The following is a 25262-nucleotide window of genomic DNA, read 5'->3' as shown; positions in this document are numbered from 1 at the left end:
ATGAATGCCCCTGCACAAATCCAGAAAGCGCAGTTTACGCAGGAAGCGTCGGCACTAAAAGGTGTCAAGCTGGATAAAAAACGTTTTGGCTGGTTGCTCAGCCCAGGTCTGCCTGTGATCGGAATGGGAATTCTGGCCGGTTATCATTTTGGTCCCAAAGCGACTAAAAAAGTCTTTGCCATGGGCGGACTATTATTACTGCACGTAATCATTCCGACTCTGGATGCCCTGATTGGCGATGATGCCAATAACCCAAATGATGAGCAGATCAAGGCACTGGTTAACGATCCTTATTATGACCGCATTGTAAAAGCATTTATTCCCTTGCAAATGGCAGCCAATGCCTTTGCCGGTTATGTCGTAAGCCGGCCAAATGTGTCTTTGCTGGATCAGGTACTGCTTGGAGTTTCTATGGGTGCGATTAATGGTGTGGGGGTGAATACCGCACATGAACTCAGTCATCGTCCACAGAAAAAAGACCATTACTGGTCTCATGCCAGCCTGATGCCTTTGGGCTATAACCATTTCCGGATCGAACATCCTTATGGACACCATAAACGGGTGGCGACACCAGAAGATCCGGCATCTTCAAAAATGGGTGAATCTTTTTACCGTTTCTGGCCACGTACCGTAATAGGCGGATTAAAATCTGCAATCCAGATTGAAAAAAGACGGCTCGAGCGTAAGGGACTGAAATTCTTTAATCAGGAAAATGAGCTGTTTCATGGTTGGGCCATGAGTGCCGGCTATCATGCCTTGATGCTAAAGGCGTATGGCAAGAAAATTATTCCTTATACACTGACACAGGCATTTTATGGCGTTAGCCTGTTTGAGATTGTGAATTATATCGAGCACTACGGACTGAAACGTGGACAGAAAGCGGATGGCAGTTATGAGCGAACCTTGCCGGAACATAGCTGGAATAACAACAATATCGTAACTAATCTGTTTTTGTATCAGTTACAACGCCATTCTGATCATCATGCTTTTCCAAGCCGTCCATTTCAGGCGTTGCGGCATTTTGATGAAGCGCCAGAATTACCCAGCGGTTATGCAACTATGCTGATTCCAGCCTTGATTCCACCTTTATGGTACAAAATCATGGATCAGCGGGTATATCAGCACTATCAGGGCGATTTAAGTAAGGCTAATATCTTGCCTTCCAAGCGTGCCAAGCTATTTAAAAAATTTGGTGTAAATAACTCTACAGCTTAATGAATTACAAAATAAAAATGCGCCGATAAAGGCGCATTTTTTGATTAATTCTGCCTAGAACCAGTCGGCTTGCATATTCAGGCAAGTATCATCCAGATGCATCAGTAATTTGGCCTGATGTTCAATTTCAGGGAGTTCCCAGCGAATAAAATATTGAGCTGCCTGAATTTTCCCTGCCAGAAAAGTCTGATCTTCTGCCTGCGAAGATGTGCCAAACTTGAGTTGAGCCTGATTCGCCATTTCCAGCCATAGCCAGGCTAGGATGGTCTTACCCATCATATCCAGATACAGGCCTGAATTGGCCAAAGCTTCGCTGACTTTGCCTTGATGCAAGGCCTGGCCTAAAATCTGTGTAGTCTTTTGCACAGTGGCAAGATGCTGTTTATAGATCTTTGCGAGTTCCACTATCTTAGGTTCATGAATCTCTGACAAGGTCTTCTGGATGCGCTGCATGAGCAGATTGAGCCCTTTGCCATTATGCTGCCAGAGTTTACGTCCCAGCAGATCCAGAGATTGAATGCCGTAAGTTCCTTCATGAATCGGATTGAGCCGGTTATCACGGTAACATTGCTCCACCGGATATTCACGCGTATAACCCGCGCCGCCCAGGACCTGAATAGCCAGATCATTGGCTTTCGGACCATAGGCAGAAGGGAAAGATTTGACCACCGGGGTGATGAGATCAAGCAGAATTGCACTATCTTCATCTTGAGCTGCCTGAAGTTCATCAATTAATCGGGCTGCAAATAAGCAAAGTGCCAGCGAACCTTCTACATATGACTTTTGCGCCAGTAGCATGCGTTTGACATCGGTATGTTCAATGATATTTACTGGTTTCGAGTCAGGTGTTTTTTCATGAACTGGCCGGCCTTGCGGACGGTTTTTAGCATAATCCAGAGATTCCAGATAGCCACGATAACCAATCATGGCTGCGCCTAGACCGACACCCACACGTGCTTCATTCATCATCTTGAACATATATTTTAAGCCATGACCGGGTTCACCAATTAAATAGCCTAAGCAATTATCATTTTCTCCAAAGCTTAAAACTGTAGATGTAGTACCTCGATAGCCCATTTTGTGTAGTAAGCCAGCCAGCTGTACATCATTAGCTTCACCGAGTGAACCATCCTCGTTGGTTTTGAATTTTGGTACGATAAACAGGGAAATTCCTTTCACGCCTTGCGGCGCATCCTGAATCCGCGCCAAGACCAGATGCACAATATTTTCGGTAATGTCCTGATCGCCACCCGAAATAAACATTTTCTGGCCTTTAATTTTATAAATTCCATCTGCCTGAGGAATGGCTTTAGTGTTCAGATCGCCCAAAGAGGAACCTACATTCGGCTCTGTCATGGCCATGGTGCCAGCAAAGCGGCCACTCAACATATGCGGTAGGAATATTTGCTTTTGTTTTGGGGAGGCAAAAGCCTGTATCAGGTTCGCCGCAGCGGCCGTTAGAAAAGAATAAGCCACGGTGGACGGATTGGCCGACATAAAATAAGCATTGCAGGCCATATTCACCAAAGTGGGCAGTTGCATGCCACCATCTGCATAATCATGCTGGGCGCAAAGCAGGCCGGCATCGGCAAACTGTTGCCAGGCTGTCTTCACTTCATCAATGGTTTTGACCTGTTTGCCATCAAAGTTCGGTTCTTGTTGATCAGCTTTGGCATTATGCGGCGCAAAATAATCAGTCGCGATACCTTTTGCCGTTTCCAGAATACTGTCGAAAGTATTTTTGTCATGATCCTGATAGCGTTGCAGTTTAGTCAGCGCTTCAAGTTTGAATACGTCATAAAGCTGGAAATGCAGATCTTTATCATTAATCAGTTGGGTCACGGTACTGTCCTGAATGTGCAATCCTTGAGATAGCATCAAGACTAGCAGTTGCTTTTATTGAGGAGGATTGTCAATAATGACATGAATCGGGTGAAAAGTGACAATTAGTAAAGTATGCAACAGGTGGTGATTTTAGGCTTTCATGGGGCTCTGGCTTCGGCCATTACGGGTGTGGTCGATTTATTTACCATGGCTGGCGTAAGCTGGAACCGGATCCAGCAGCAGGATGTACAGCGCCTGTTTAAGGTGAGTATCGCCAGTCCGGATGGACACCCGATTCGGTGTATCAATGGGCTGCAGTTGCAGGCACATGTTTCTTATCAAGAGATTCAAACTGCAGATATTCTGGTGGTACCGACCATCGCTGCACCAATTCAGGATGTATTGCAACAAAATCCAGAACTGATTCATTTTTTAAAATCTGCACATGCAGATGCGACTTTAATTGCAGGAAACTGTACCGGAAATTTTTTTCTGGCAGAAGCAGGCATTTTAGATGACCGAGTTGCAACAACGCATTGGGGTTTTCAGGACATGTTCCGTTCACGTTATCCTAAGGTGAAACTGAATGCCGATCTGATGATTAGCCGGGATCAGAATATCTACTGCGCGGGTGGTGGCCTGGCCTGGTTCGACCTAGGCTTACATCTGATTGAACGCTTTTATGGCTTTGAGGTGGCCATGCAATCGGCCAAATCTTTTGTAATTGATTACCGCCGTGATAGCCAGTTGTCTTATTCATTGCTGAATATTGGCCAGCCGCACCATGATGAACTGGTGCAGAAAATCCAGAACTGGCTAGAGCAGCATTTTCATGAAGATTTTACTGTGAATGAGTTGGCAGAACGCTTTAATGTCACCACTCGCACTCTGATCCGTCGTTTTAAACAAGCCTTAGACATACCACCCAATCAGTATCTACAAGCGATCCGGATTGAAGCCGCACGTAAACGACTGGAAGAAACCGATCAAGCTGTGGATGTGATCATGCAAAATGTTGGCTATCAGGATCCAAGTTCATTCCGCCGTTTATTTCATAAAAAAGCTGGTCTGACGCCGTTGGAATACCGGCGCCGGTTTAGCCGGCGCTTTTAAAAGATTTTAATGAGAAGGCTGTACTTTTCCTGCTTTACGGCCATGCAGAAGGTAATACCAGACCACGCAGCTCAGGGTGAGCAGCGCCGAGAACAGATAAAGCTGGCGATAACCAATCTGGTCCAGCAGCATACCCAGGAAATACGGGCCAAAACCAAGACCGGCATCCAGGGCAATAAAGAAGGTTGAGGTTGCTAGACCCATACGCTGCAATGTTGTACTTTTCACCGCAATGGTTTGACACACCGACTGGATATTCCCAAAACCAAAACCGAGTAACGCTGCACTAGAGAGTAACATCACAGAGTTTTGTGCTTGGCTTAAAAGCAAAATCCCTAATGCCATAATCACAATGGCAGGATAGATAATGATATTTTCACCTTTACGGTCCATGAGCGGGCCGGTAAAAGGACGCGAAAGCAAAATGGCAAAAGCATACATCAGGAAGAAAAAAGATGCTGCTTCGACCAGATTAATGTCTTTGGCATAAAAGTGAATAAACGACAATATGCCTGAATAAGAAGTAGCCACCAGCAGTACAATCAGTGCAATCGGTAGCGCATTCGGTTCAATATACTGAGCCAGTTTGCTGGTGCTTTGCGAAGTAGAGGCTGCTGACGAATGACCTGCCTTAAGGCGTGGTGGCTGGATGAACAAGCCACAAATCAGGCAGCTGAGCGCAACGATACTGGTAAAGATGAAAATTACCTGATAATTAAAATTTGTCATCAGCCAGATTCCGGCAAAGGGACCAATCGCTGTGCCGAGGGTGCTGCTCATGCTGAAATATCCAATTCCTTCACCACGTCGTGTGGCAGGAATGGTCTGTGCAATCACTGTACCCAGTACAGTAGAAGCCATACCCATCATAAAGCCATGTATCAGACGGATGCCTAGTAAAACTTCCAGCTTGGCCGGAATCATATACAGTCCGGAAAAGAGTAGGAAACCAGTCAGGCCAATGACAAGCGTATTTTTTAGGCCCAGACGATTCAGTAATTTTCCGATCAATAAGCGTCCGAATAGGGTGCCGACAATAAACAGACCTGATACCAGACCGGCTTGTGCAGTCGAAGCCCCTAGCTCAGCCACTGAGTAGCCGACAATCACAATCACCAGTAAGTAGAACACCAGAACCAGCTGGAAATTCACCAGACTGATCAGGATAAAATTGGGCGTCCATAAAGGCGCTTCTTGTTCTTGGCTCATTGAGGTCTGTCCTGAGATGAGGGATATAACTGCTGAATGAGTTGCATCAAGGTATTTTTACTGCCTTCAAGATCATCTGATTCAACGTGCTCAAGCAACTGATCTTCAAATGCATCGATCTGTTTGGAACACATCGCAAAGGTCTCAATTCCTTGCTCACTCAACTTGAACAGCTTTTGACGTTTGTCTTCAGTTTCGAGTTGGGCAATCAGATCGAGTTCAACCAGTTGCTGAATCCGCTTAGTAATACCGGGCTTGGATACATTGAGATAACTGGAAATATCTGCCAGCGTGCATTGTTGCTTTGACTGGATGACGTATAACACCTGCCATAAGGAATAATTTAATTGAGATGACAACAAGATCGTATTGATCTCATCGCTCATCAGTCGTGCGCAGCGTAATAACAGCGTACGAAGTCGGGGAGATTCGGAAAACATATGGTTAGTTAACCTGGGTAACTAAATTTAGGCCTAATTTACGCCTGTTTTATCTAAAGCTCAAGAGGAGAGTTTTAAAAATTATTCAGAGTAATATTTTCTTTATCAGCAAGAGTTACATAGTTTAACCTGATTAAAAAATAATCAACAAAAGACTACATACTTTTTATAACAGCCACGCCTAAGCTAGCCATGTCACTAGAAAAATTCATGACTTAAAAATTGAAGGGCAAAGATGCCAAATAACAATGCATAGGTGAAGCTTATGACTCTGGGTTTAACTGCATTAGAGTTAGCACGAATACAGTTCGCCTTTACTGTATCTTTTCATATCATTTTTCCGGCAATTTCTATTGGCTTGGCCAGCTTTCTGGCCATTCTGGAATGGCGCTGGCTCAAAACCCAAAATCCGATTTTTCAGGATCTATTCAAATTCTGGGTGAAAATTTTCGCTGTGGCATTCGGGATGGGTGTCGTCTCTGGTGTGGTCATGAGCTACCAGTTTGGAACCAACTGGAGTGAGTTTTCCCGGGTTGCAGGCAGTGTGACTGGGCCTTTATTGGCCTATGAAGTACTCACCGCTTTCTTTCTGGAAGCGGGCTTTCTGGGCATCATGTTATTTGGCTGGGGGCGAGTGGGACCAAAGGCGCACTTTTTCTCGACCTTGATGGTTGCGATAGGCACCTGTATTTCCATGTTCTGGATTCTATCGTCCAATAGCTGGATGCAGACCCCACAAGGCTTTGCGATTGAAAATGGCCTGATTGTTCCGCAAGACTGGCTTGCTATCGTGTTTAACCCATCTTTCCCTTATCGTCTGGCCCATATGGCCATGGCTGCCTTTCTGGTTTCCGCCTTACTGGTCGCTGCTACAGCCGCATGGCACCTCATCAAAGGCCGTCGTGATGCACTGGTCAAGACTTCATTTTCCATGGCGATGTGGCTGCTTCTGGTACTCGCGCCCTTACAGGTCATCGTCGGTGATATGCACGGTATTAATACCCTTGAACATCAGCCAGCCAAACTTGCAGCCATGGAAGGGCACTGGGAAACCAATCATGACGAAGGCATGCCCTTATATCTCTTTGGTATTCCAGATATGGAGGCCGAAGAAACCAAATATGCAGTCGCAATTCCCAACTTGGGTAGCCTGATTCTAACCCACTCGATGGATGGAAAGGTTACAGGACTTAAAGACTTTGCGCCTGAAGACCGGCCGAATTCGCTGGTGGTGTTCTGGAGCTTCCGGATTATGGTCGGACTCGGCGTATTGATGCTGTTACTGGCGTTATGGGGAGCGTGGGCACGTACCCGTGGTCGCTTTTATGAGTCCCGTGCATTGCACCGATTTGCCCTGATTATGGGACCTTCCGGATTTATTGCCATGCTTGCGGGATGGTTTACCACAGAAGTCGGCCGTCAGCCTTGGGTAGTCTACGGCATCATGCGAACCAAGGATGCATTGTCTCCGGTTTCCGCTGAACAGGTGGGGCTGACCCTGATTATTTTTGTAGTTGTCTACTGTGTGGTATTTGGTATCGGAATTTACTACATGTTGCGCCTGATGCACAAAGGTCCAGAGTTTATTCATACCCGACCAGATCATGAATCAGATAGCGATGTAGTTCAGGCCTCGCGTCGACCATTAAGTAGTATTCGCGAACGTATCGAAGAAGTTCCTGAACAACCGGATCAGGAGGACAAAAAATGATTGATTTATCATTAATCTGGATTGTGATTATTGGTTTGGGTGTATTGATTTATACCATTCTCGATGGTTTCGATCTGGGCATCGGCATCTTGTTTCCTTTTTTCCCGCATCAAGATGAACGTGATGTCATGATGAATACCGTGGCTCCGGTCTGGGATGGCAATGAAACCTGGATGGTTTTGGGCGGTGCAGGGTTATTTGCAGCTTTTCCACTCGCTTACTCGACCGTACTCTCGGCGCTGTATATGCCAATTATTCTGATGGTGATTGCTCTGATTTTCCGTGGCGTAGCTTTTGAGTTCCGCTTCAAGGCAAACCGCAGTAAGCATTGGTGGGATAAAGCCTTTATCGGTGGTTCTGCGATTACCAGTTTCCTGCAAGGCATGATTTTAGGGGCCTATATTCAGGGGATTGAAACCCGAAATGGTGTCTATGTTGGGGGTGGTCTGGACTGGCTCACTCCATTCAGTATCTTTACCGGAATCAGTGTGGTGGTGCTCTATGCGGCATTAGGCTGTGGCTGGCTGATTTATAAAACCGGAGATGACTTACAGGATCGAATGTTTAAACTGATGCCTAAGCTGATTATGGCCTTGCTGATCATATTGGGTGCTGTCAGTATTTATACGCCGTTGACCCATCCACAGATTGCCGAACGCTGGTTTAGTCAGCCACAATTTACCTATTTTATGCCAGTTCCAGTTCTGGTTCTGCTATTTACCTGGCTGGCCTTACGTGCCTGCAAAAGACGCAGTGAATTAGGTCCATTTACCTATATGCTGGTTCTGGTTTTCCTCGCTTATACTGGATTCTTGATCAGTCTATGGCCATATATTATCCCGCCGAGCGTGACTATCTGGCAGGCAGCAGCGCATGAAAATAGCCAGCTATTTGCCTTGATTGGCGCCTTGATCCTGATTCCAATTATTGTGATTTATACCGGTATGTCCTATTGGGTGTTCCGGCATAAGGTCAGGGTCGGCGATGATGGCTATCATTAAGGAGCGTGTATGAAAGGCAAACAGGCATTATGGTTTGTAGGATTATGGCTGGCAGGATTTTTAACGCTGGCCCTGATTGCTGGCGCATTCCGCTTTCTGGTGCATTTGGCTTATTAAATCGGTAAAACCAAAATGAGTGAAAGAAAAGTGATCTGAATGTCCTGATCACTTTTTATTATTTGCAATTTATATTTGATAAAACCAAATTTACGATTTTACCTGTTTACGATAAACACTTGGACGTACAGGACGGCTGCTTTTCCAAAGGCCTTTTTTCTGTTTCTTGGCTTTATTTTGTAGTTCCATCATATAGCGTAAATGGTTTTTATCCTTGATATATTCTTCATAGACCCACGCTGCACCACGTTTGACAATCTCTTCATTAATATTTTTGCGATAGCGGTAGACCACACCGACACAGCGGCCATAACGGTCAATATCGGTAATCTTGACCCGAACCATTTTATTATTCACCATGCTTTTGACCAGACGCTGCGATTCTTTACCATAGGCTTGCGATGATTCAGGAGCATCAACGAAGGCAAAGCGCAATTTGGTTTCAGAGCGACGGACGTTAAAACGGTAGCAGGTGAGGGTATCACCATCACTTACGGCTTTTACACGGCACCAGTATTTTTTGCCTTTCTTAAAAGGGCGGAAAACATCTTTTAAATAAACTGTAATTTTATGCAGCAGATAATAAGAAAAACATAGCAATACTAAGCCCAGCACAATTTGCCAGGTGATGGAGAGATTTAACAAAGGCAAGATCCAAATCAGCAAAACCAGCTGTAAAATCACAGCTAAAAGTCGAGCCATTTTAGAGCCAAGCCAGTAGATCTACGGATTAAAAGCTAATCACTCAGTGTTTAGTTTTGTACCAGCTAAAATAGCCTAAGTATATTTTTCTGGCGAAAAGATGAATCTGCAACCATCTAAACTTATATAAAAATAGCCTAAGCAAACTTGCATTCCTTTATAAATAGCCTAAGCAAAAATTTTATAAATTTCACCTCTCAAAAATTGATGTCTCTTATTCTCTTGCAAATCCTTATGCCAATACATCCCCATATTAATTTTCGGCAGTTCCACAGGGACTTCAAAAATATTTAGACTGGTAGCCAATTGTAAATGCGTCAATACATTTTTAGGAATAGTCAGCATGGCTGTCTTTTGCTGCTCCAGAATTTGCAGAGCAGTTGAGTAATGCTGACAGCGTAAAAAAATCTTTCGTGAATATTGTTTCCGACTTAAATAAATATCTTCAACCAAAACACCAGTACGGCGTGATGACACGCCAATATGAGGCGAGGCAAGATAAATCTGCTCATTCATTTCTGTTAATTGTGTACACACTACAAATTCATCTTGCACCAGGCGTTCAAACTGGATTTTTTCAGCAATGTTTTGTTCCAGATCTATGACAAAATCAATCTGTTGAGAGGCGAGGTCTGCTGCTATATTTTTACGGTCCAGCTTCATGCTGCTAAGTTGAATTTCCAGATTGAGTTGCTGAAAGTGCTGAACGAGTCTGGGAAAGATCATTGGCTCAATTTCATCATGAACGGCAATTTTCAAACTCTGAATCATTTCTGGTCTGAACTGCTGATGCTGTATTGAAATATTTTGAATCGAAAAAAGTGCATTCTTCAGCTCAGGATAGATCTGTTCCGCAAACGGCGTAGGCTGCATTTTGCTACCAGTACGTACAAATAAATCATCTTGTAAATGCTGTCTTAAACGTTGCAGAGCATGACTGGCAGCAGACTGGCTAACTGATAAAATCTGTGCAGCTTTAGAAATACTATTCTGCTCATAAATTGCCATAAAAAGCGGATAAAGGTTAATGTCGATACGATGAAAATTTCGCAGGTCCATGACTGTTTTGGAATGAATATTATGCATAATATTGTATGGGTTAAAATCATTTTATTCATAATAGGTTTTGGGTTAAGGTGTTGTAAAGCGTATGAATTAGAATATTTACAGGGATAAAAGAGATGTTTGAGCTTTCAGCACGTGCACAAGATTATTTAAATAGAACCAAAAAATTTATTGCTGAGGAAATTGAACCAGTTGAAGCTGATTTCTGGCAGCAGGTTCATGAGTTGAATCAAGGCGGTGACTGGACCAAATGGCAATGGCCAGCAGAACTGGAAAGCTTAAAAGCCAAAGCCAAGGCAGCTGGCCTCTGGAATATGTTTCTCCCTTGTCCTGAACGTGGCCAAGGTTTATCAGTTCAGGAATATGCACATATTGCCGAACTTTCAGGTCGTAGCCTGATTGCACCAGTCGTATTTAACTGTAATGCGCCAGATAGCGGCAATATGGAAGTATTGTGGCGTTATGGTTCTGAAGAACAAAAACAAGAATGGCTGATGCCACTTTTAGAAGGAAAAATCCGTTCAGTCTTTTGTATGACTGAACCTGCAGTTGCATCCAGTGATGCCACCAATATGCAGGCAACGGCGATGGTGGAAGGTAATGAGATTGTTTTGAATGGCCGTAAATGGTGGTCATCAGGTCTGGGCGATCCTAACGCCAAAATCATTATTTTTATGGCACATACTCCAGATGAAACAAAAGACCGTCATCATCAGCATTCGATGGTTCTAGTTCCGGTAAATACCGCAGGGGTAAAAATTGAACGTATGCTGCCAGTGTTTGGTGACTACGATGCACCACATGGCCACGGCGAAGTCAGTTTTGAAAATGTCCGCGTTCCGGTAGCGAATTTTATTGGTGGCGCCGGTCAGGGTTTTGAAATTGCTCAAGGTCGTTTAGGACCAGGCCGTATTCATCATTGCATGCGCTGTATTGGTGCTGCGGAAAAATCCTTAGAGTTGATGATTGACCGTGGTATGAGCCGTAGCGCATTTGGCAAAGAGATTTTAAAACTCGGTGGCAACCTGGAGCGTGTCGCGGAAGCACGGGTTGCGATTGATCAGGCACGTCTTTTGACCTTGTATGCCGCCTATAAAATGGATACTTTAGGGAATATGGCAGCACTGACTGAAATTTCTGCAATTAAAGTCGTTGCGCCAAGTGTGCTGGAAAAAGTTGTTGATATGGCCATCCAGATCCACGGCGGTGCCGGTGTTTCTCGGGATACACCATTAACCGGATTTTTTGCTCAGGCACGTGCCTTGCGTTTGGCTGATGGCCCGGACGAAGTGCATAAGGGCATGATTGCCAAACTGGAACTGGCAAAACGTGGCTACAATACTCGTCGCAAAAAATAAGCTGGCTTTAACTAGAAAATTGCAACGTATTAAAAAATTTTAAGGAAAAATTATGGCGGTTATTGATGTAGGTGGAGCAGTTCGTGCAGGTGAAGAACTGGATGTACAAGCCATCACCAATTGGTTAATTCAGCAAAATGTGAATGTTGAAGGCCCTGTGCAAGTGACCCAATATTCAGGCGGAGCTTCAAACTGGACCTACCGTTTACAGTATGCCAATGCCGATTTAATTTTACGTCGTCCGCCACAAGGTACCAAAGCCAAATCTGCACATGATATGGCACGTGAATATCATGTGCAGAAAGCCTTGGCTGAACATTATCCCGTCGTGCCTGAAATGGTCGCGCTTTGTCAGGATGAATCAGTGATTGGTTGTGATTTCTATGTGATGAAACGGCTTGAAGGAATTATTCCTCGCGCCAAAATGCCAGCTGAGCTGCAGCTTACTGAATCCGATATCCGGACTTTATGTATCAATGTGATTGATAAACTGATCGAATTGCATCAGGTGCCTTATCAAGGAACTGAACTTGAAAATCTCGGTAAGGGTGAAGGCTATTGTCGCCGCCAGGTCGAAGGCTGGGATGTACGTTATGAAAAGGCTAAAACTTTAAATGTTCCATCGTTTAAATATGTGCGCAACTGGCTTAAAGATAATATTCCTTCAGATTCTAAAACCTGTGTGATTCATAATGACTGGCGTTTTGATAATGTCATCTTAAATCCGGAAAATCCGACTGAAGTGATTGGCGTACTGGACTGGGAAATGGCGACACTCGGCGATCCGCTCATGGACCTAGGTTCTGCTTTAGCCTATTGGGTGGAAGATACTGACAATGCCATCTTTAAGGCAACACGCCGCCAGCCGACCAATCTAAAAGGTATGTTTACCCGTAAAGAAGTGGTGGATTACTACTTGGGAAAAACCGGCCTGCAACCGGAAAACTGGGCGTTTTATGAGGTGTTCGGAATTTTCCGTCTCGCGGTGATTGCCCAGCAGATCTATTATCGTTATTACCATAAACAGACTAATAATCCAGCGTTCAAGGATTTTTGGGTGGTGATTCATGCCTTGCATATTCGTGCCTTAAAACTGATTGGCAAGCAAAAACTGGAAGCCAATGAGATTGCACAAAAGTATGTGCTTAAATTTAAAGAGATAATGCCAAAATGACAACCATTTACTTGATCCGGCATGGCCAGGCCTCTTTTGGCGCAGAAAGTTACGATCAACTTTCGCCCAACGGCGAGTTACAGGCAAAGCTTTTGGGTCGCTATTTTGACGAAATCCTGAAAGAAGCGCCTTATGTGGTGGCTGGTTCCATGCAACGCCATCAACAGACAGCGCAATTATCACTGGACAAATGTTTTCCGGAAAGTGAGATTCTGACCGATAGTGCCTGGAATGAATTTAATCATCAGCAGGTATTCGCCCGTTATGAGCCGCGCTTTAATCAGCCTGAATTGCTGAAACAGGATGTATCAGAACATGAAAATCCACGGGATTATCTGAGCAAGATTTTTAGCGGTGCAATTGCACGCTGGACTGGCGATGATTATCACCATGAATATGATGAATCTTGGCCAAGTTTCAAAGCACGCGTGGAAAGCGGCTTAGAAAATCTGTGTGACCAGTTGTCCAAAAGCCGTCCGCGCTATGCAGTGGTCTATACCTCAGGTGGTGTGATTTCTGTTGCAGTGGGTAAAATTTTAGGGCTGAGCGCGGAGAAAACCTTTGCCCTAAATTGGGCGATTACCAATACCAGTATCACGACACTGCGTCTAGTGGGTAATGAACCGCAACTACTCAGTTTAAATGAACATCATTTTATTAAAGCACAGCGTCCAGACTTATTGACCTGGATTTAAGAAGATATTGGAATCGTGACAGTTTAGAAAAATAAAGGAATAGGGTAAATACATGGCTAAAACAATTTTAATTACCGGTGCAAGTTCAGGGATTGGCGCCGGTATGGCACGTGAATTTGCAAAAAAAGGCTATAACCTGGCGATTTGTGCACGTCGTTTGGAGCGTCTGGAAATCTTAAAGCAGGAACTGGAAAGCCAATATGGCATCAAAGTCATTGCCAAAACACTAGATGTCACCGATTACGATCAAGTGTTTGAAGTGTTTCGTGCTTTTAAAGAAGACTTTGGCACCATTGACCGAGTTATTGTGAATGCTGGTGTCGGTGAGGGCCGTCGAATCGGTAAAGGTAATTTCGCCATTAACAAAGCCACGGTTGAAACCAACTTTATTTCGGCATTAGCACAATGTGAAGCTGCAGTTGAAATCTTCCGCGCCCAAAACTCTGGCCATCTGGTGATGATTTCATCTATGAGTGCAATGCGCGGTATGCCAAAACATTTAACGGCTTATGGTGCAAGTAAGGCCGGCGTGGCTCATTTAGCGGAAGGCATTCGAGCTGAATTGATCGATACGCCAATAAAAGTGACCACCATTTTCCCAGGATATATTCGTACTGAAATTAATGAAGGGGCAAAAAAGCTACCTTTTGAAGTAGATGAAAAAACTGGTTCGCGTTTATTGGCAGCAGAAATTGAAAAAGCACCAGTTAAGGCTTATGTGCCGAAATGGCCTTGGTTGCCACTCGGTCTAGCCATGAAAGTATTACCACTTAAACTGGTGAACAAGTTAGGTTAAAAGCGCTCTTAGATCTATAAAAAGAGAAGCTAGAGCGCTTCTCTTTTTATTTTTTATGACAAACTGAGAAAAATTTCTGAATCAGTATTTTTTTCTAAAAAATGTATAGCTTGAATTTACAAAAAAGCGAAATCTTATAAATCCTAATATATTGATTATTAAAATAAAGTTTTAAATTATCAAAAATTATATTTTTATTTTATTGATGAATTTGCAATTAAATCAATTACTTTTAAATTTTCATTTCATGAGAAAGACCCTCTTTAACTTTTCCTAATTTTCGCCAATTTTAAGAACTTTTCCAAACTGTCCAAAACTTAGACATACTCACTCTAAAAGTGGAAAGATAACTTCTCTTTTTTAGAATTTCCTTTAATGTACAACCGTCCAGAAATTAAAGGTTGTCCATATGTCTACATCTGCGGATATGACTGACCAGCAGCGAATCTCCAAGGTCAGAAGTATCGTTACCCAGGCCGGGGAAGAGGTGCGTGCTCGTTATCCCATACTCAAACATCAGAACTTTATCGGTGCGAGTATTTTAGGCTTTGCCTGGGCAGGCATGATTGCATGCGCGGTAGCATATGGAACAGGTTATCTCTCAGCATGGTTTACCATTCCCTTGATTGCGATTTTTGCGTCATTGACCCATGAATTGGAACATGACCTGATTCATTATATGTATAGGACTTACGCACTGTTATTTATAGACTCTCTGTGGTAGCAGATGATTTTTATCGAGAATAAAGTCATCAATGAAGTTTTTGATCATTGGTCTAAATAATTTCTTCTGCCAACGATATACATTTTCAAAGATCCCCTCAAACTGGTTCTTTTGTATCTCAACGTAGGCCATTAAGGCTGAAAAAATATGATTCAAAATCAGTTTAGACCGTCTTACTTGAAACTTTTCAATATGACAAACCTGTTTAATCACTCGGTGATATTGTTCTATTTTCCAATGACTTGAATGTAATTCATGAAAACCCTCAAAGGACAATAAATCATCTTCATCTTGATACACAATATAAAACCTCTGCTGTTCTTTTAACTGAGTCTTAAATAATTGTACAAAGCCAAAATCTTTGAGCCAGACCACTTGACCCTGATGGAAATTCGGCAATAAACGCAGTTGAAACCATTGTCCTTTTTCAGGGGAAACCTTACGGTTACAGTCGATACCAAACATAAATCGAATACCATGTTTTCTTATGGTTTTTAGATTTGCAGTCGATGAATACCAACTATCACCTGTAATAAATTGAATCTTTGCACCCCAACTAAGTACTTCACTTAACATATCCATAAAGTAATCATTCTTGGTTTTACCCTCAGATTTGTCATAAATTCGGAAATTAATTGGAATATTTTGACCATTCTGATCTGTCGCATACAAGGTAATGAGATTAATCCCCTTGACGGATCGGTGGTGTTTGCCTGACCAAAAATAGCTAACCAAGTCCATATGTTGACTATATGGTTTATCTAAAACAGTATCATCAATACTGACTATAAGTTTATTATTATCAATATGTTGAATTGCTTCTTGATATAGGTCGTGAGGTGTGTAGTCTTCACGCTCTAGAAAGCGATTTACACTATCATGCGAGATATTATAAGTCTCGGCAAGTTGTGTGCAGCTAATAGAGTTCGGTTCTGTCATGAGAAAGCCCATATAAATGGGTAATGTACAAGTTGCTGTAGAAGCATGTTTAGTTCGTCTGATCACAGATACTTTATAAACTATTTTAATACTTTTTTGAATCCGTCAATGCGTAAGTCCTATATGTATTTCAAAAAAACACCTTGGGCACATCATCTGATGCTGGCACTGGTCTGGTTGGCACGTCCAAACACCATCAGTCCGTGGGCACGTCGTCGTTTACATTTGCATCATCATAAATATTCAGGCACTGAACATGACCTGGAAGAACGTGGCATCAGTAATGGTATGCCTTGGGGCATTCGCCGAATTCTGGTGATTAGTGACCAGTTGATGTCAGTGTATCTGCGTCCATTTCAGATGATTAAAATGATTCATCTTTTTCTGGAAAAACAGCCTGAAAAAGAACGTAAAATTGCCATGATTTCTCAGCTATTTGGCTTTTTACCTCTCAGCATTATTTACTATGGATTGTGCTACCTGTTTGTGGTCTTTCATGGTTTAAATGCAGTTTCACCGCTATTCGGTTATGAGATGCTCTGGTCGCAAGGCATTGTCGACGCGATGCCGATTGTAAATCTGCTGGCAGTCATCTGGGTGATTCCGAACTTTATCCGTTCTTTTAGCTTGCAGTTTGTCAGCTCAAATATGCATTACTATGGCGATATTGATCCACGTGATGTGATCAAACAAACCCAAGTGCTCAATCCATGGTGGATGGTTCCGTTCCAGTTATTCTGCTGTAATTTTGGTTCGACCCATGCGATTCATCATTTTGTGGTCAAAGAGCCATTTTATATCCGTCAACTGACGTCCAAAACGGCGCATAAAGTAATGAAAGAAGTGGGCGTGCGTTTTAATGATGTGGGAACTTTTAAGCGTATGAATCGCTGGAATGACTATAAAATCTAAGCTTTAATTTCCATAAGAAATCCCGTTTTTAAGCGGGATTTTTTTATATTTATCCTTGATGTTTTACCCAATGGCAAGATGTATAAGCCTGTATTTTGCAAGAATCCTATCTTAGTTAAATTTAGGTGAACATTCATTTAAAATGACTGTTGAGGAAATAGTTCAAAAGAATAAACTCAGGTAAAATTAAGTATATCCCTATATAAATTAGCCCGCTATGTTGCTGAAAGCCGCCACCATTGCCTTGATTCCTGCACTTGTCATTCAGGGTAATCGTGTCAAGAAAAATACCCTAAGACTGCCGGAACCTGAAGGTGCACGTGAAGGTCAAACCGGAACCGGCAACAAACTGTCTCTGCTGATTTTAGGGGATTCGGCAGCAGCAGGTGTAGGAGTAGAACATCAGGATGACGCATTACTGGGTGCAATTCTGCATGAACTGAAAGATGACTTTGAAATTGACTGGAAATTACAGGCCAAAACAGGCGATACCAGCTCAAAAGTAATTCATGCTTTGGACCAGATGGAAGTCCAGCACTATGATGTAATCGTCACGTCGGTTGGCGTCAATGATGTGACCAAACTGATACCTGTCGAGGTTTGGATTCAGAAACAGGAACAGCTTTATAGTAAAATTCAGCAAAAATTTAGTCCGAAACTGATCATTGCTGCCGGTGTGCCGCCAATGAATATGTTTCCGGCGCTACCGAATCCTTTAGCCTGGCTATTTGGCCAGTATGCTAAACAGATGAACCAGCAACTAGAAAATTTTGTGAATCAGCAAGTGAATATGCAATGGATTGAATACGATATTGAGAAGTATCGTGCCATGAATTTACAAATGGCTGCAGATGGTTTTCATCCGAGTAAGGAAGTTTATACACTTTGGGGACAAGAAGTAGCTGGCAAGATTCGGAAGACCTTCTAAAATAGTTGAAATCTCTCAATTTAGCTAATTCTATGTCTGATATTGAAACACATCCGCTACCGCCATTTTTACCACCCAATGCAAAATTGCTGATGTTGGGCAGCTTCCCGCCACCTGCCACACGCTGGAAAATGAACTTTTATTATCCAAACTACCAGAATGATATGTGGCGGATTTTTGGACTGATTTTTTTTGAGAATAAAGATTACTTTTTGGACTTACCCAATAGGAAATTTCAGGAAAACTTAATCCGGGATTTTTTAACTGAAACGGGGATTGCGATTTTTGATAGTGGCTATCAGATCCGGCGTTTAAAGGGCAATGCTTCAGACAAATTTTTGGAAATTGTAGTACCTACCAATATTGAGCAACTGCTCAGCCAAATGCCGCAGTGCAATCATATTATGACCACAGGCGACAAGGCCACAGACACCATGATGCTGTCCATGCCTGAAGGGACTTTAAAGCCGAGTATTGGTCAACCTAGCCAAGCCCATTTTGTCGGACGTGATCTGTATTTATATCGCATGCCTTCATCTTCTCGAGCCTATCCGGTTTCTCTGGAGAAAAAAGCCGAAAGTTACCGGACGATGTTTGAACATGTGGGTCTGGTTTAATATTTAATCCAATAATCAGATAAAATGGTTAAAGAGGTTTTAGGCTACAGACAAGACATAAACTTACTATTTGTAAGTTATTGGCTTTATTTATTCATATTTGGATATTCAACCCAGCGATGGCTATTAATTTTAATCTCCCGGACATGATGAAAGCTGGACCAGATTAACTGGCTACCTTTGGTCCATTTTAAAGCTCGAATACGCGACTCCACCTGCTGTATTTCCTCAGGTGAGGCCGGACGTAAAGGCCCAATTTCTGCATATAAGCGTACTCCTGGATAACGCTTAAATTTACCTTTAAGCAACGAATGAAACCAAAACAGTTTGCTACTGTTCACAGCCTGTATGCAGGCCATCGGCTGATGCTGTAAGTTTTTAGAAAAAGTAGTGGAATAAGTATCAAAAAAGAAACCCGTACTGGTCTTTTTTTTGAGGAATACGGTTCCGATGGGAGTAATACTAGGAAAGCCTTTGGAGTTGACTGTTGCAATAGGGCAATGCATGGCGGCCCGTTGTGCATCAGCGACCACCTGGCGAATCTGTTGCCATTCATTATCAGAAATCATGCCTTGATTCTCTTATTATTTTTATAAATTTTATAACAAGTTACCCAGCTCGGCATTGCCTGAAAAAACTGAAGCTACGGCAGTTTGATCAATCTAAATCGTTATTCAGATTATAAAAAAGAGCCTCATAGGCTCTTTAAAAAATGCAAAACTCGGCGATTAGCCATCGTATTCGACATAATCCCATAAGTTTAAACGTGCTTTAATTTCCTGACGGATCTCGGGCAACATCGGCAAAAGAGTGCCATCAATCCATAAGCTCAATGCTTGGGCAGAGAGTACTTGCTGCAGTTCATCGACCAGTTGTGCACCTTTCAACATAATACCGGTCTCATCAGTGGCTTCGGTTTCTACACTTTTAAATAAAACCTGTAATTCATAACCGCTATCCTGAATCAGCCATTCCAGTTCAAGTTGAATATTTTCACTGGATTTCAAAACTACCTGTCCCTCGACCGTATCGGAGTCGGACAGACAGTCATGTTCCACCCGAATTTTGGCCAAATACCATTCTTGCTGGGATAAATCATGGAGAGTTTTTACAGGCGTCAGAATATCACTGAACTTAAACTGACGGCTTAAATCAAAAAATTGCATGGGAGTGGAGGGCGAACAATCGCAAAATACGAGGAAAGTGTAATTCTAAAGTAAGCGCAATCGACTGTAAAACCTTTTAAAAGATGATCGGACTAAGTTAGGTTAATCGGCTATTCTCGAAATACGGGCTTTTCATAGCATGTAATTTTAAGGTCACTCCAATGTCATTACATTAACCATTCACCGGGAAATTTCGTCACCAGATTCATCATAAAACGCTGGAATTTTGTAGTTTCCGGATCATGTGAATGTTGAATGCTACGGCCATCTTTTTGATGTTCTAGCCAAATCATTTCATTTTTTTCATTCAGCTTAAGCTGATAAGCCACGCGTGGTAAGTACTGATCCATCGCACTGGTAATTTCCTTCTGAAAATCTTCCGACTCAATGACCAGACCGACTTCGGTATTCAGATAGGCTGAACGCGGATCAAAATTAAATGAACCGACAAAAACCATGCCATCCAGATCAAAAAACTTGGCATGCAAACTGGAGCTATTTTTGTTTTTAGCCGGGATAATGTCTCCGGTCATAATTTCATACCAGGTCCGTTCCGGACGGACAATGTAGGGTTTAAATTCCCAGAGTTCGATGCCACTTTTCAATAATTGCTGACGATATTGCTGGTAATAGGCATGCACTGCGGCCACATCATTGGCCTGAAAAGAGTTAGTCAGGATTCTGATTTTCACACCCTGTTGCGCACGGCGGGTTAAATAGTCGGCCCCTTTTTGCGTGGGAATAAAATATGAGGACACTAGTTCCAGATGTTTTTTTGGTTCACCCATTAATTCAAGCATATGGGTATAAATATAATCGCCATTTTTGGCATGAGGACGGGCTTTTGCGGGACTATCCGCAACAAAATAAGCCGGAGCCCAGTGCATCGGTTGTTTTTTTAAGTGTTGTTCGACTTGTTTCTCGGCAATACCCACCCGGCGTTTAAGTTCAGTTTCATCAACATCTTCACGTTCAAATTCAGTTCTGAGCCTTTTGAGCATTTCAGGATGGCCGGTATCATTCAAGACCTGTCGAACGTCATAACTCAGATCATCATTCCAGAAGTTAATAAAGGTCTGATTGGCATCTGTTACGCTTTGCCCCGCGAAGAATATATCCACATCGGTGAATTGAAAATCTTCACTGGCATCAAAATATTCACTGCTGATATTGCGGCCACCAGTCACGGCTGCAGTTCCGTCCGCAATGATTAATTTATTGTGCATGCGATGATTGACCTTTTTCATCCGGAAGCCATAATCCAGCGCACGTAAATGACGAAATTTATAGGGATTAAAAATCCGGACTTCAAAATTTGGATGTTGGCTTAGAGCAAGAAGCTTGTCATCAAGCTGGGTACCATTTTGATCATCAATCTGGACACGCACTTTGACACCGCGATCGGCGGCTTTTAAGAGCTGGGATAAGATCATATTGCCAATATAATCATCTTTCCAGATGTAATATTGCAGGTCGAGATGATATTTGGCCTTGTTAATCAGGTGCAGACGTGCTGCCATACTCATAAAACCATCATAGAGCGGCAAGAAAGCCGTTTTACCACTATTGATCTGCTGTTTTGAAAGTTGATTGTCGATCCAGTGCGCCGGTCGAACCGGCGTGATTTTCGCTTCTTCAGCAGTATTGGGAGCCAGTTCACAGCCAGAAAGCATGATGCTAAAAGTAAAAATGCTCAAACATACAAAGGGCGAAGGTTTAGTCATTGATGTTCCATTAATTATAGGATCTTTTATTCCTTATCTGATGATGTTAATAGTTGAATCTGCGAATAGAAAGAGGTTACTGTTAGTCATCTGTAAATCAGCAAAAAAAGACAGTTTTACATGAAATCACGTGCAGCAGTTGCGTTTGGTCCAGGCCAGCCATTAGAAATTGTAGAAGTGGATGTTGCTCCACCAAAAGCAGGTGAAGTACTGGTAAAAATTAGCCATACAGGCGTGTGTCATACTGATGCATTTACCTTGTCTGGTGAAGATCCTGAAGGTGTATTTCCTGCAATCCTGGGTCATGAAGGTGCGGGTGTGGTCGTTGAAGTCGGTGAAGGGGTCACTAGCCTGAAACCGGGCGATCACGTGATTCCGCTTTATACTGCTGAGTGTGGCGAATGCTTGTTCTGTAAATCAGGCAAGACCAACCTGTGTGTTGCTGTACGGGCGACGCAAGGTAAAGGTGTCATGCCAGATGGTACGACCCGTTTCTCTTATAATGGCGAGCCGATCTATCACTATATGGGTTGTTCAACTTTTTCAGAATATACCGTGGTTGCTGAAGTTTCTCTGGCAAAAATTAATCCTGAAGCCAACCATGAGCATGTTTGCCTGCTGGGCTGTGGTGTGACTACCGGTATTGGTGCAGTACATAACACCGCTAAAGTTCAGGAAGGTGACAGTGTTGCAGTATTTGGTTTAGGTGGTATCGGTCTTGCTGTAGTACAAGGCGCACGTCAGGCCAAAGCCGGCCGTATCATTGTGATTGATACCAATCCGGATAAATTTGAACTGGCGAAACAGTTTGGTGCGACAGATTTCCTGAATCCAAAAGACTATGATCAGCCGATTCAGCAAGTGATTGTCGAAATGACTGGTTGGGGTGTAGACCATTCATTCGAATGTATCGGCAATGTAGATGTGATGCGTTCAGCACTAGAATGTGCGCATCGTGGCTGGGGTCAGTCGGTGATTATTGGTGTTGCCGGAGCAGGTAAAGAAATTTCAACCCGTCCATTCCACTTAGTCACAGGTCGTAAATGGATGGGTACTGCATTTGGTGGGGTAAAAGGTCGTTCACAATTGCCGGGAATGGTAGAGCAATCCATGAAAGGTGAAATTCAACTTGAGCCTTTTGTGACACATACCATGCCACTGGATCAGATCAATGAAGCTTTTGACTTGATGCATGAAGGTAAATCAATCCGTACGGTCATTCATTTTGACTAAGCTTTTTCAATTTTAAAAAAGACCGGTATTAAACCGGTCTTTTTTATGCGGCTTTCACTTGATTCAGGATACATTAGTGCATGAAAGCCTCACAGAGAGTCACTGAAACAAAACACGCCTGCTAATGTCATTACATGCCAGATGCTTATATTAAATAGGACGTATGAAGATACGTGCTAAAACCATTTTAAAGAATAAGGATAAGCTCTATGTCGAATGATAATTTTGATCGTGATGTAATTAAGAATGCGCCTAAAGATGTCCGCGATGATTTAAATGCTGATCCAATTACGGGTGAACCTGGCGCACATCCTGTGGGTACAGGTGTAGGTGCTGCAGGTGGTGCAGCTGCAGGTGCAGCTATTGGTGCTGCAGGCGGTCCAGTGGGTGTCGCTGTCGGTGGCGTTGTCGGTGCTGTTGTTGGTGGTCTGGCAGGTAAAGGTGTAGGCGAAGCTATAAATCCAACAGAAGAACAGGCTTACTGGCGTGATAATTCGATCAATACGCCATACTATTCAGATGCCCGTACTACCTATAGCGATCTGGATTATGACCGTGATTATGATACGGCCTATCGAGTCGGTTATGAAAACCGTGGTAGCTATGATGCCCATACCCGTTTTGAAGACGTAGAACCTGATTTGAGAATGAAATGGGAACAAATAAAAGGCGAATCACGTTTAAACTGGGAACAGGCTAAATTTGCAGTGCGTGATGCCTGGAATCGTGTTTCACGTTAATTTTTAATCTTTGGATTAAACTGAAGTTTCTTTGGTAAAACCCGCAATAGGTTTGTGGGTTTTACTAATTTTAGTGATACATATCACGGTTTGATTGATCGATAAATAAAAGTAGAAAAGTTAATAAATATTTTTTTATATTTAATGCTTGTCAAATGATCACAGAGCGCGTATTTTAATTTCAGAATCACATTTTATGAAAGACATAACATGTTAAAGCAACCTATCATTTCAAACGCATATTTTTATTTCTGGCAGTTTAGCTAATTGCCTGAATGCGTTTGGGCAATGAAAAGGTTGCCCACCAGTTTATACCTGATCGGCAACCCTGATCAGGTTTTTTTATGCCTTTCATTTTTTAAAATATTTTGGAGACAGCCATGACAAACTTTAACTATTCATATTTTAACAACTTTTATTGGTCTTATTTTAGTCAGCTAATGACACTCACAACACTTTCGATTAGACCCATAACGCTCAAATAAAAGTTTGGACTGATTGCCAGTCCCAGGATTAAAGTCATGAATACCCCAAATACATCACAACAACATCATGCTGAAAGCATTTTAATTTTACCTCAGCAGCTTAAGCAGCAATTGCCACTGTCTCCGCAATTGGCCAGCCAAGTCGCTGAACATCGTCAAATCATTCAAAATATATTAGAAGGCAAGGATCATCGTTTGATGGTGGTCACCGGCCCATGTTCCATTCATGATGAAGCTTCGGCGCTAGACTATGCAGAAAAATTAAAACAGCTTCAGTCACAGCTATCTGATCAGATTTTACTGGTGATGCGTGCTTATATCGAAAAACCGCGGACTACCGTAGGCTGGAAAGGTTTCCTTTACGATCCAAATCTGGATGGTTCATCCAATATGCAATTGGGCTTGGAAAAATCTCGTGACTTATACCTAAAAATCATTGAAATGGGTCTGCCCATTGCCTCTGAAATTCTTAGCCCGATGGCAACTGCTTATTTCGATGACTTATTAGCTTGGGGTGCGATTGGCGCACGTACCAGCGAATCGCAAATTCATCGCGAAATTTCCAGCCATATGCCGTACAGCATCGGTTTCAAAAATGGTACTGACGGTTCGATCCAGATTGCATTAGATGCCATTCAGTCTGCCTCTCATCCTCATCAATTCCTGGGGATGAGCCAGTCTGGTTTACCATGCATTTTACACTCGCAAGGTAATCCTAAAGCACATTTGATTTTACGTGGCTCGAATAGCGGACCAAATTACCAATTGTCAGAAATTGAGAAAATCCGGGCCAAACATCAGATCGACTTACCGGCATTGGTGATTGACTGTAGTCATGGCAATAGCTCAAAAAATCCGATGCTGCAGCCTGAAGTATTGGAGCAGATCGTGGCAGAACGCTTACAGACCAATGTTCGTGGCGTAATGCTAGAAAGTCATCTTGTTGACGGCAACCAGAAAATTTCTGAGCAAATGACTTATGGTCAGTCTGTAACTGATGGATGTCTGGGCTGGACAAAAACCGAACAACTATTGTTAAATATGACTGACTCACTACGGCTCGAAGGTTTGAAGCGTAGTGCTTAAAACTGAATGATGTCTTTCCTCAATTGATTGGGGAAAGACAGAATCGGATGAAGCCGATCAGCGCATCTCCCAGATGCTTAAACTAGCTCATCACAGCGTTTGAAAATAAAAATAATGATTAGAACGATTTTATAAATTGAATAAAAATAATTAAATTAAAAAATAAACAATAACAATAATTTATTAGAGGTCTTGCTTCAGCTGATTCTACACGGCTGACCAGTCATGATCTCAGGAATCTCGATATGTATACAACCGAATTGCTCGATGAAGCGCGTAAATTTATGC

23 protein-coding genes and 2 pseudogenes are annotated in these 25262 nt (G+C 42.7%); 16 read left to right on the top strand and 9 right to left on the bottom strand.

The features are described 5' to 3' along the window. Entirely contained in the window at positions 1-1215 is a 1215-nt protein-coding gene (locus tag HGD77_RS08365) for an alkane 1-monooxygenase (protein WP_004280457.1), read from the top strand. A 54-nt stretch (positions 1216-1269) separates the two neighbouring features. On the opposite strand, the gene HGD77_RS08360 is transcribed toward HGD77_RS08365, so the two are convergent. Beyond that, a complete protein-coding gene (locus tag HGD77_RS08360) occupies positions 1270-3093 on the bottom strand; it encodes an acyl-CoA dehydrogenase (RefSeq protein WP_004731193.1) in 1824 nt (607 codons plus the stop codon). 78 nt (positions 3094-3171) lie between these two features. On the opposite strand from HGD77_RS08360, the gene HGD77_RS08355 reads away from it, so the two are divergent. Beyond that, positions 3172-4152, top strand: a complete 981-nt coding sequence (locus tag HGD77_RS08355; RefSeq protein WP_004731191.1) for a GlxA family transcriptional regulator — start codon at positions 3172-3174, stop codon at positions 4150-4152. A gap of 6 nt (positions 4153-4158) precedes the next feature. Here HGD77_RS08355 and HGD77_RS08350 read toward each other — a convergent pair whose 3' ends face one another. Continuing rightward, a complete protein-coding gene (locus HGD77_RS08350) occupies positions 4159-5361 on the bottom strand; it encodes an MFS transporter (RefSeq protein ID WP_004731189.1) in 1203 nt (400 codons plus the stop codon). Further along, a complete protein-coding gene (locus tag HGD77_RS08345; protein WP_004280452.1) occupies positions 5358-5801 on the bottom strand; it encodes a MarR family winged helix-turn-helix transcriptional regulator in 444 nt (147 codons plus the stop codon). Before HGD77_RS08345 ends, HGD77_RS08350 begins: the two co-directional genes overlap by 4 nt. A gap of 265 nt (positions 5802-6066) precedes the next feature. On the opposite strand from HGD77_RS08345, the gene HGD77_RS08340 reads away from it, so the two are divergent. From HGD77_RS08340 to HGD77_RS08330, 3 genes are read left to right on the top strand one after another with little or no spacing between them, the layout of a single operon-like run. Beyond that, the gene (locus HGD77_RS08340; protein ID WP_004731186.1) at positions 6067-7512 is read left to right on the top strand and encodes a cytochrome ubiquinol oxidase subunit I; all 1446 of its coding nucleotides are present in this window, start codon (positions 6067-6069) and stop codon (positions 7510-7512) included. Beyond that, entirely contained in the window at positions 7509-8513 is a 1005-nt protein-coding gene (gene cydB, locus HGD77_RS08335; RefSeq protein WP_004280450.1) for a cytochrome d ubiquinol oxidase subunit II, read from the top strand. Before HGD77_RS08340 ends, cydB begins: the two co-directional genes overlap by 4 nt. A 9-nt stretch (positions 8514-8522) precedes the next feature. After that, on the top strand, positions 8523-8630 hold the full coding sequence (locus tag HGD77_RS08330) for a hypothetical protein (RefSeq protein WP_004647088.1): 108 nt from the start codon (positions 8523-8525) through the stop codon (positions 8628-8630). A gap of 90 nt (positions 8631-8720) precedes the next feature. Here HGD77_RS08330 and HGD77_RS08325 read toward each other — a convergent pair whose 3' ends face one another. After that, positions 8721-9332, bottom strand: coding sequence for a thermonuclease family protein (locus HGD77_RS08325; RefSeq protein ID WP_129717142.1), 612 nt, complete (start codon positions 9330-9332; stop codon positions 8721-8723). Between the two features lie 168 nt (positions 9333-9500). Then, a complete protein-coding gene (locus HGD77_RS08320) occupies positions 9501-10418 on the bottom strand; it encodes a LysR family transcriptional regulator (protein ID WP_004731182.1) in 918 nt (305 codons plus the stop codon). Between the two features lie 95 nt (positions 10419-10513). Between HGD77_RS08320 and HGD77_RS08315 the strand changes: the two genes are divergently transcribed. The 5 genes and pseudogenes from HGD77_RS08315 to HGD77_RS08295 all read left to right on the top strand — a co-directional run. Continuing rightward, positions 10514-11755 carry an acyl-CoA dehydrogenase family protein gene (locus tag HGD77_RS08315; RefSeq protein WP_129717140.1) on the top strand — a complete coding sequence of 414 codons (1242 nt, stop codon included), beginning with the start codon at positions 10514-10516 and terminating at the stop codon, positions 11753-11755. A 52-nt stretch (positions 11756-11807) separates the two neighbouring features. Continuing rightward, positions 11808-12929 carry a phosphotransferase family protein gene (locus HGD77_RS08310; RefSeq protein ID WP_004731178.1) on the top strand — a complete coding sequence of 374 codons (1122 nt, stop codon included), beginning with the start codon at positions 11808-11810 and terminating at the stop codon, positions 12927-12929. Then, a complete protein-coding gene (locus tag HGD77_RS08305; protein WP_004731175.1) occupies positions 12926-13624 on the top strand; it encodes a histidine phosphatase family protein in 699 nt (232 codons plus the stop codon). Before HGD77_RS08310 ends, HGD77_RS08305 begins: the two co-directional genes overlap by 4 nt. Before the next feature lie 52 nt (positions 13625-13676). Next, positions 13677-14420 carry an SDR family oxidoreductase gene (locus HGD77_RS08300; RefSeq protein WP_004280440.1) on the top strand — a complete coding sequence of 248 codons (744 nt, stop codon included), beginning with the start codon at positions 13677-13679 and terminating at the stop codon, positions 14418-14420. Positions 14421-14829: 409 nt separating this feature from the next. After that, a pseudogene (locus HGD77_RS08295) lies at positions 14830-15105 on the top strand (fatty acid desaturase); the annotation flags it as partial. A gap of 15 nt (positions 15106-15120) precedes the next feature. Here HGD77_RS08295 and HGD77_RS08290 read toward each other — a convergent pair. Further along, a complete protein-coding gene (locus HGD77_RS08290; RefSeq protein ID WP_080591915.1) occupies positions 15121-16149 on the bottom strand; it encodes a transposase in 1029 nt (342 codons plus the stop codon). 54 nt (positions 16150-16203) lie between these two features. On the opposite strand from HGD77_RS08290, the pseudogene HGD77_RS08285 reads away from it, so the two are divergent. From HGD77_RS08285 to HGD77_RS08275, 3 genes and pseudogenes are all read left to right on the top strand, one after another. Then, positions 16204-16995, top strand: a pseudogene (locus HGD77_RS08285) (fatty acid desaturase); the annotation flags it as partial. Positions 16996-17212: 217 nt separating this feature from the next. Beyond that, the gene (locus HGD77_RS08280; RefSeq protein WP_004731172.1) at positions 17213-17923 is read left to right on the top strand and encodes an SGNH/GDSL hydrolase family protein; all 711 of its coding nucleotides are present in this window, start codon (positions 17213-17215) and stop codon (positions 17921-17923) included. 32 nt (positions 17924-17955) lie between these two features. Continuing rightward, complete coding sequence (locus HGD77_RS08275) at positions 17956-18540, top strand: uracil-DNA glycosylase family protein (RefSeq protein ID WP_004731170.1); 585 nt, start codon at positions 17956-17958, stop codon at positions 18538-18540. A gap of 86 nt (positions 18541-18626) precedes the next feature. Here the strand turns inward: HGD77_RS08275 and HGD77_RS08270 are convergent, their stop codons facing one another. From HGD77_RS08270 to HGD77_RS08260, 3 genes are all read right to left on the bottom strand, one after another. Next, complete coding sequence (locus HGD77_RS08270) at positions 18627-19109, bottom strand: hypothetical protein (protein WP_004731168.1); 483 nt, start codon at positions 19107-19109, stop codon at positions 18627-18629. A gap of 159 nt (positions 19110-19268) precedes the next feature. Beyond that, positions 19269-19706, bottom strand: coding sequence for a hypothetical protein (locus tag HGD77_RS08265; RefSeq protein WP_004731166.1), 438 nt, complete (start codon positions 19704-19706; stop codon positions 19269-19271). A 167-nt stretch (positions 19707-19873) separates the two neighbouring features. Continuing rightward, positions 19874-21430 (bottom strand): phospholipase D family protein, encoded by a 1557-nt coding sequence (locus HGD77_RS08260; RefSeq protein ID WP_004731164.1) that lies wholly within the window; start codon positions 21428-21430, stop codon positions 19874-19876. Positions 21431-21550: 120 nt separating this feature from the next. Here HGD77_RS08260 and HGD77_RS08255 point away from each other — a divergent pair, with 120 nt between their 5' ends. The 3 genes from HGD77_RS08255 (at position 21551) to HGD77_RS08245 (ending at position 24974) form a co-directional block, all read left to right on the top strand. After that, on the top strand, positions 21551-22663 hold the full coding sequence (locus tag HGD77_RS08255) for an S-(hydroxymethyl)glutathione dehydrogenase/class III alcohol dehydrogenase (protein ID WP_004731162.1): 1113 nt from the start codon (positions 21551-21553) through the stop codon (positions 22661-22663). Between the two features lie 209 nt (positions 22664-22872). Beyond that, positions 22873-23403: a hypothetical protein gene (locus HGD77_RS08250; protein WP_004731160.1), complete on the top strand. Its 531-nt coding sequence runs from the start codon at positions 22873-22875 to the stop codon at positions 23401-23403. A gap of 521 nt (positions 23404-23924) precedes the next feature. Next, positions 23925-24974 (top strand): 3-deoxy-7-phosphoheptulonate synthase, encoded by a 1050-nt coding sequence (locus HGD77_RS08245; protein WP_004731158.1) that lies wholly within the window; start codon positions 23925-23927, stop codon positions 24972-24974. Positions 24975-25262: the final 288 nt, after the last annotated feature.

The sequence above is a fragment of the Acinetobacter sp. NEB149 genome, assembly GCF_012516415.1.
Taxonomy (GTDB): Bacteria; Pseudomonadota; Gammaproteobacteria; order Pseudomonadales; family Moraxellaceae; genus Acinetobacter; species Acinetobacter lwoffii_V.
Note: the sequence above shows the minus strand (reverse complement) of the source record. Positions and strands in the feature narration are given on the sequence as shown.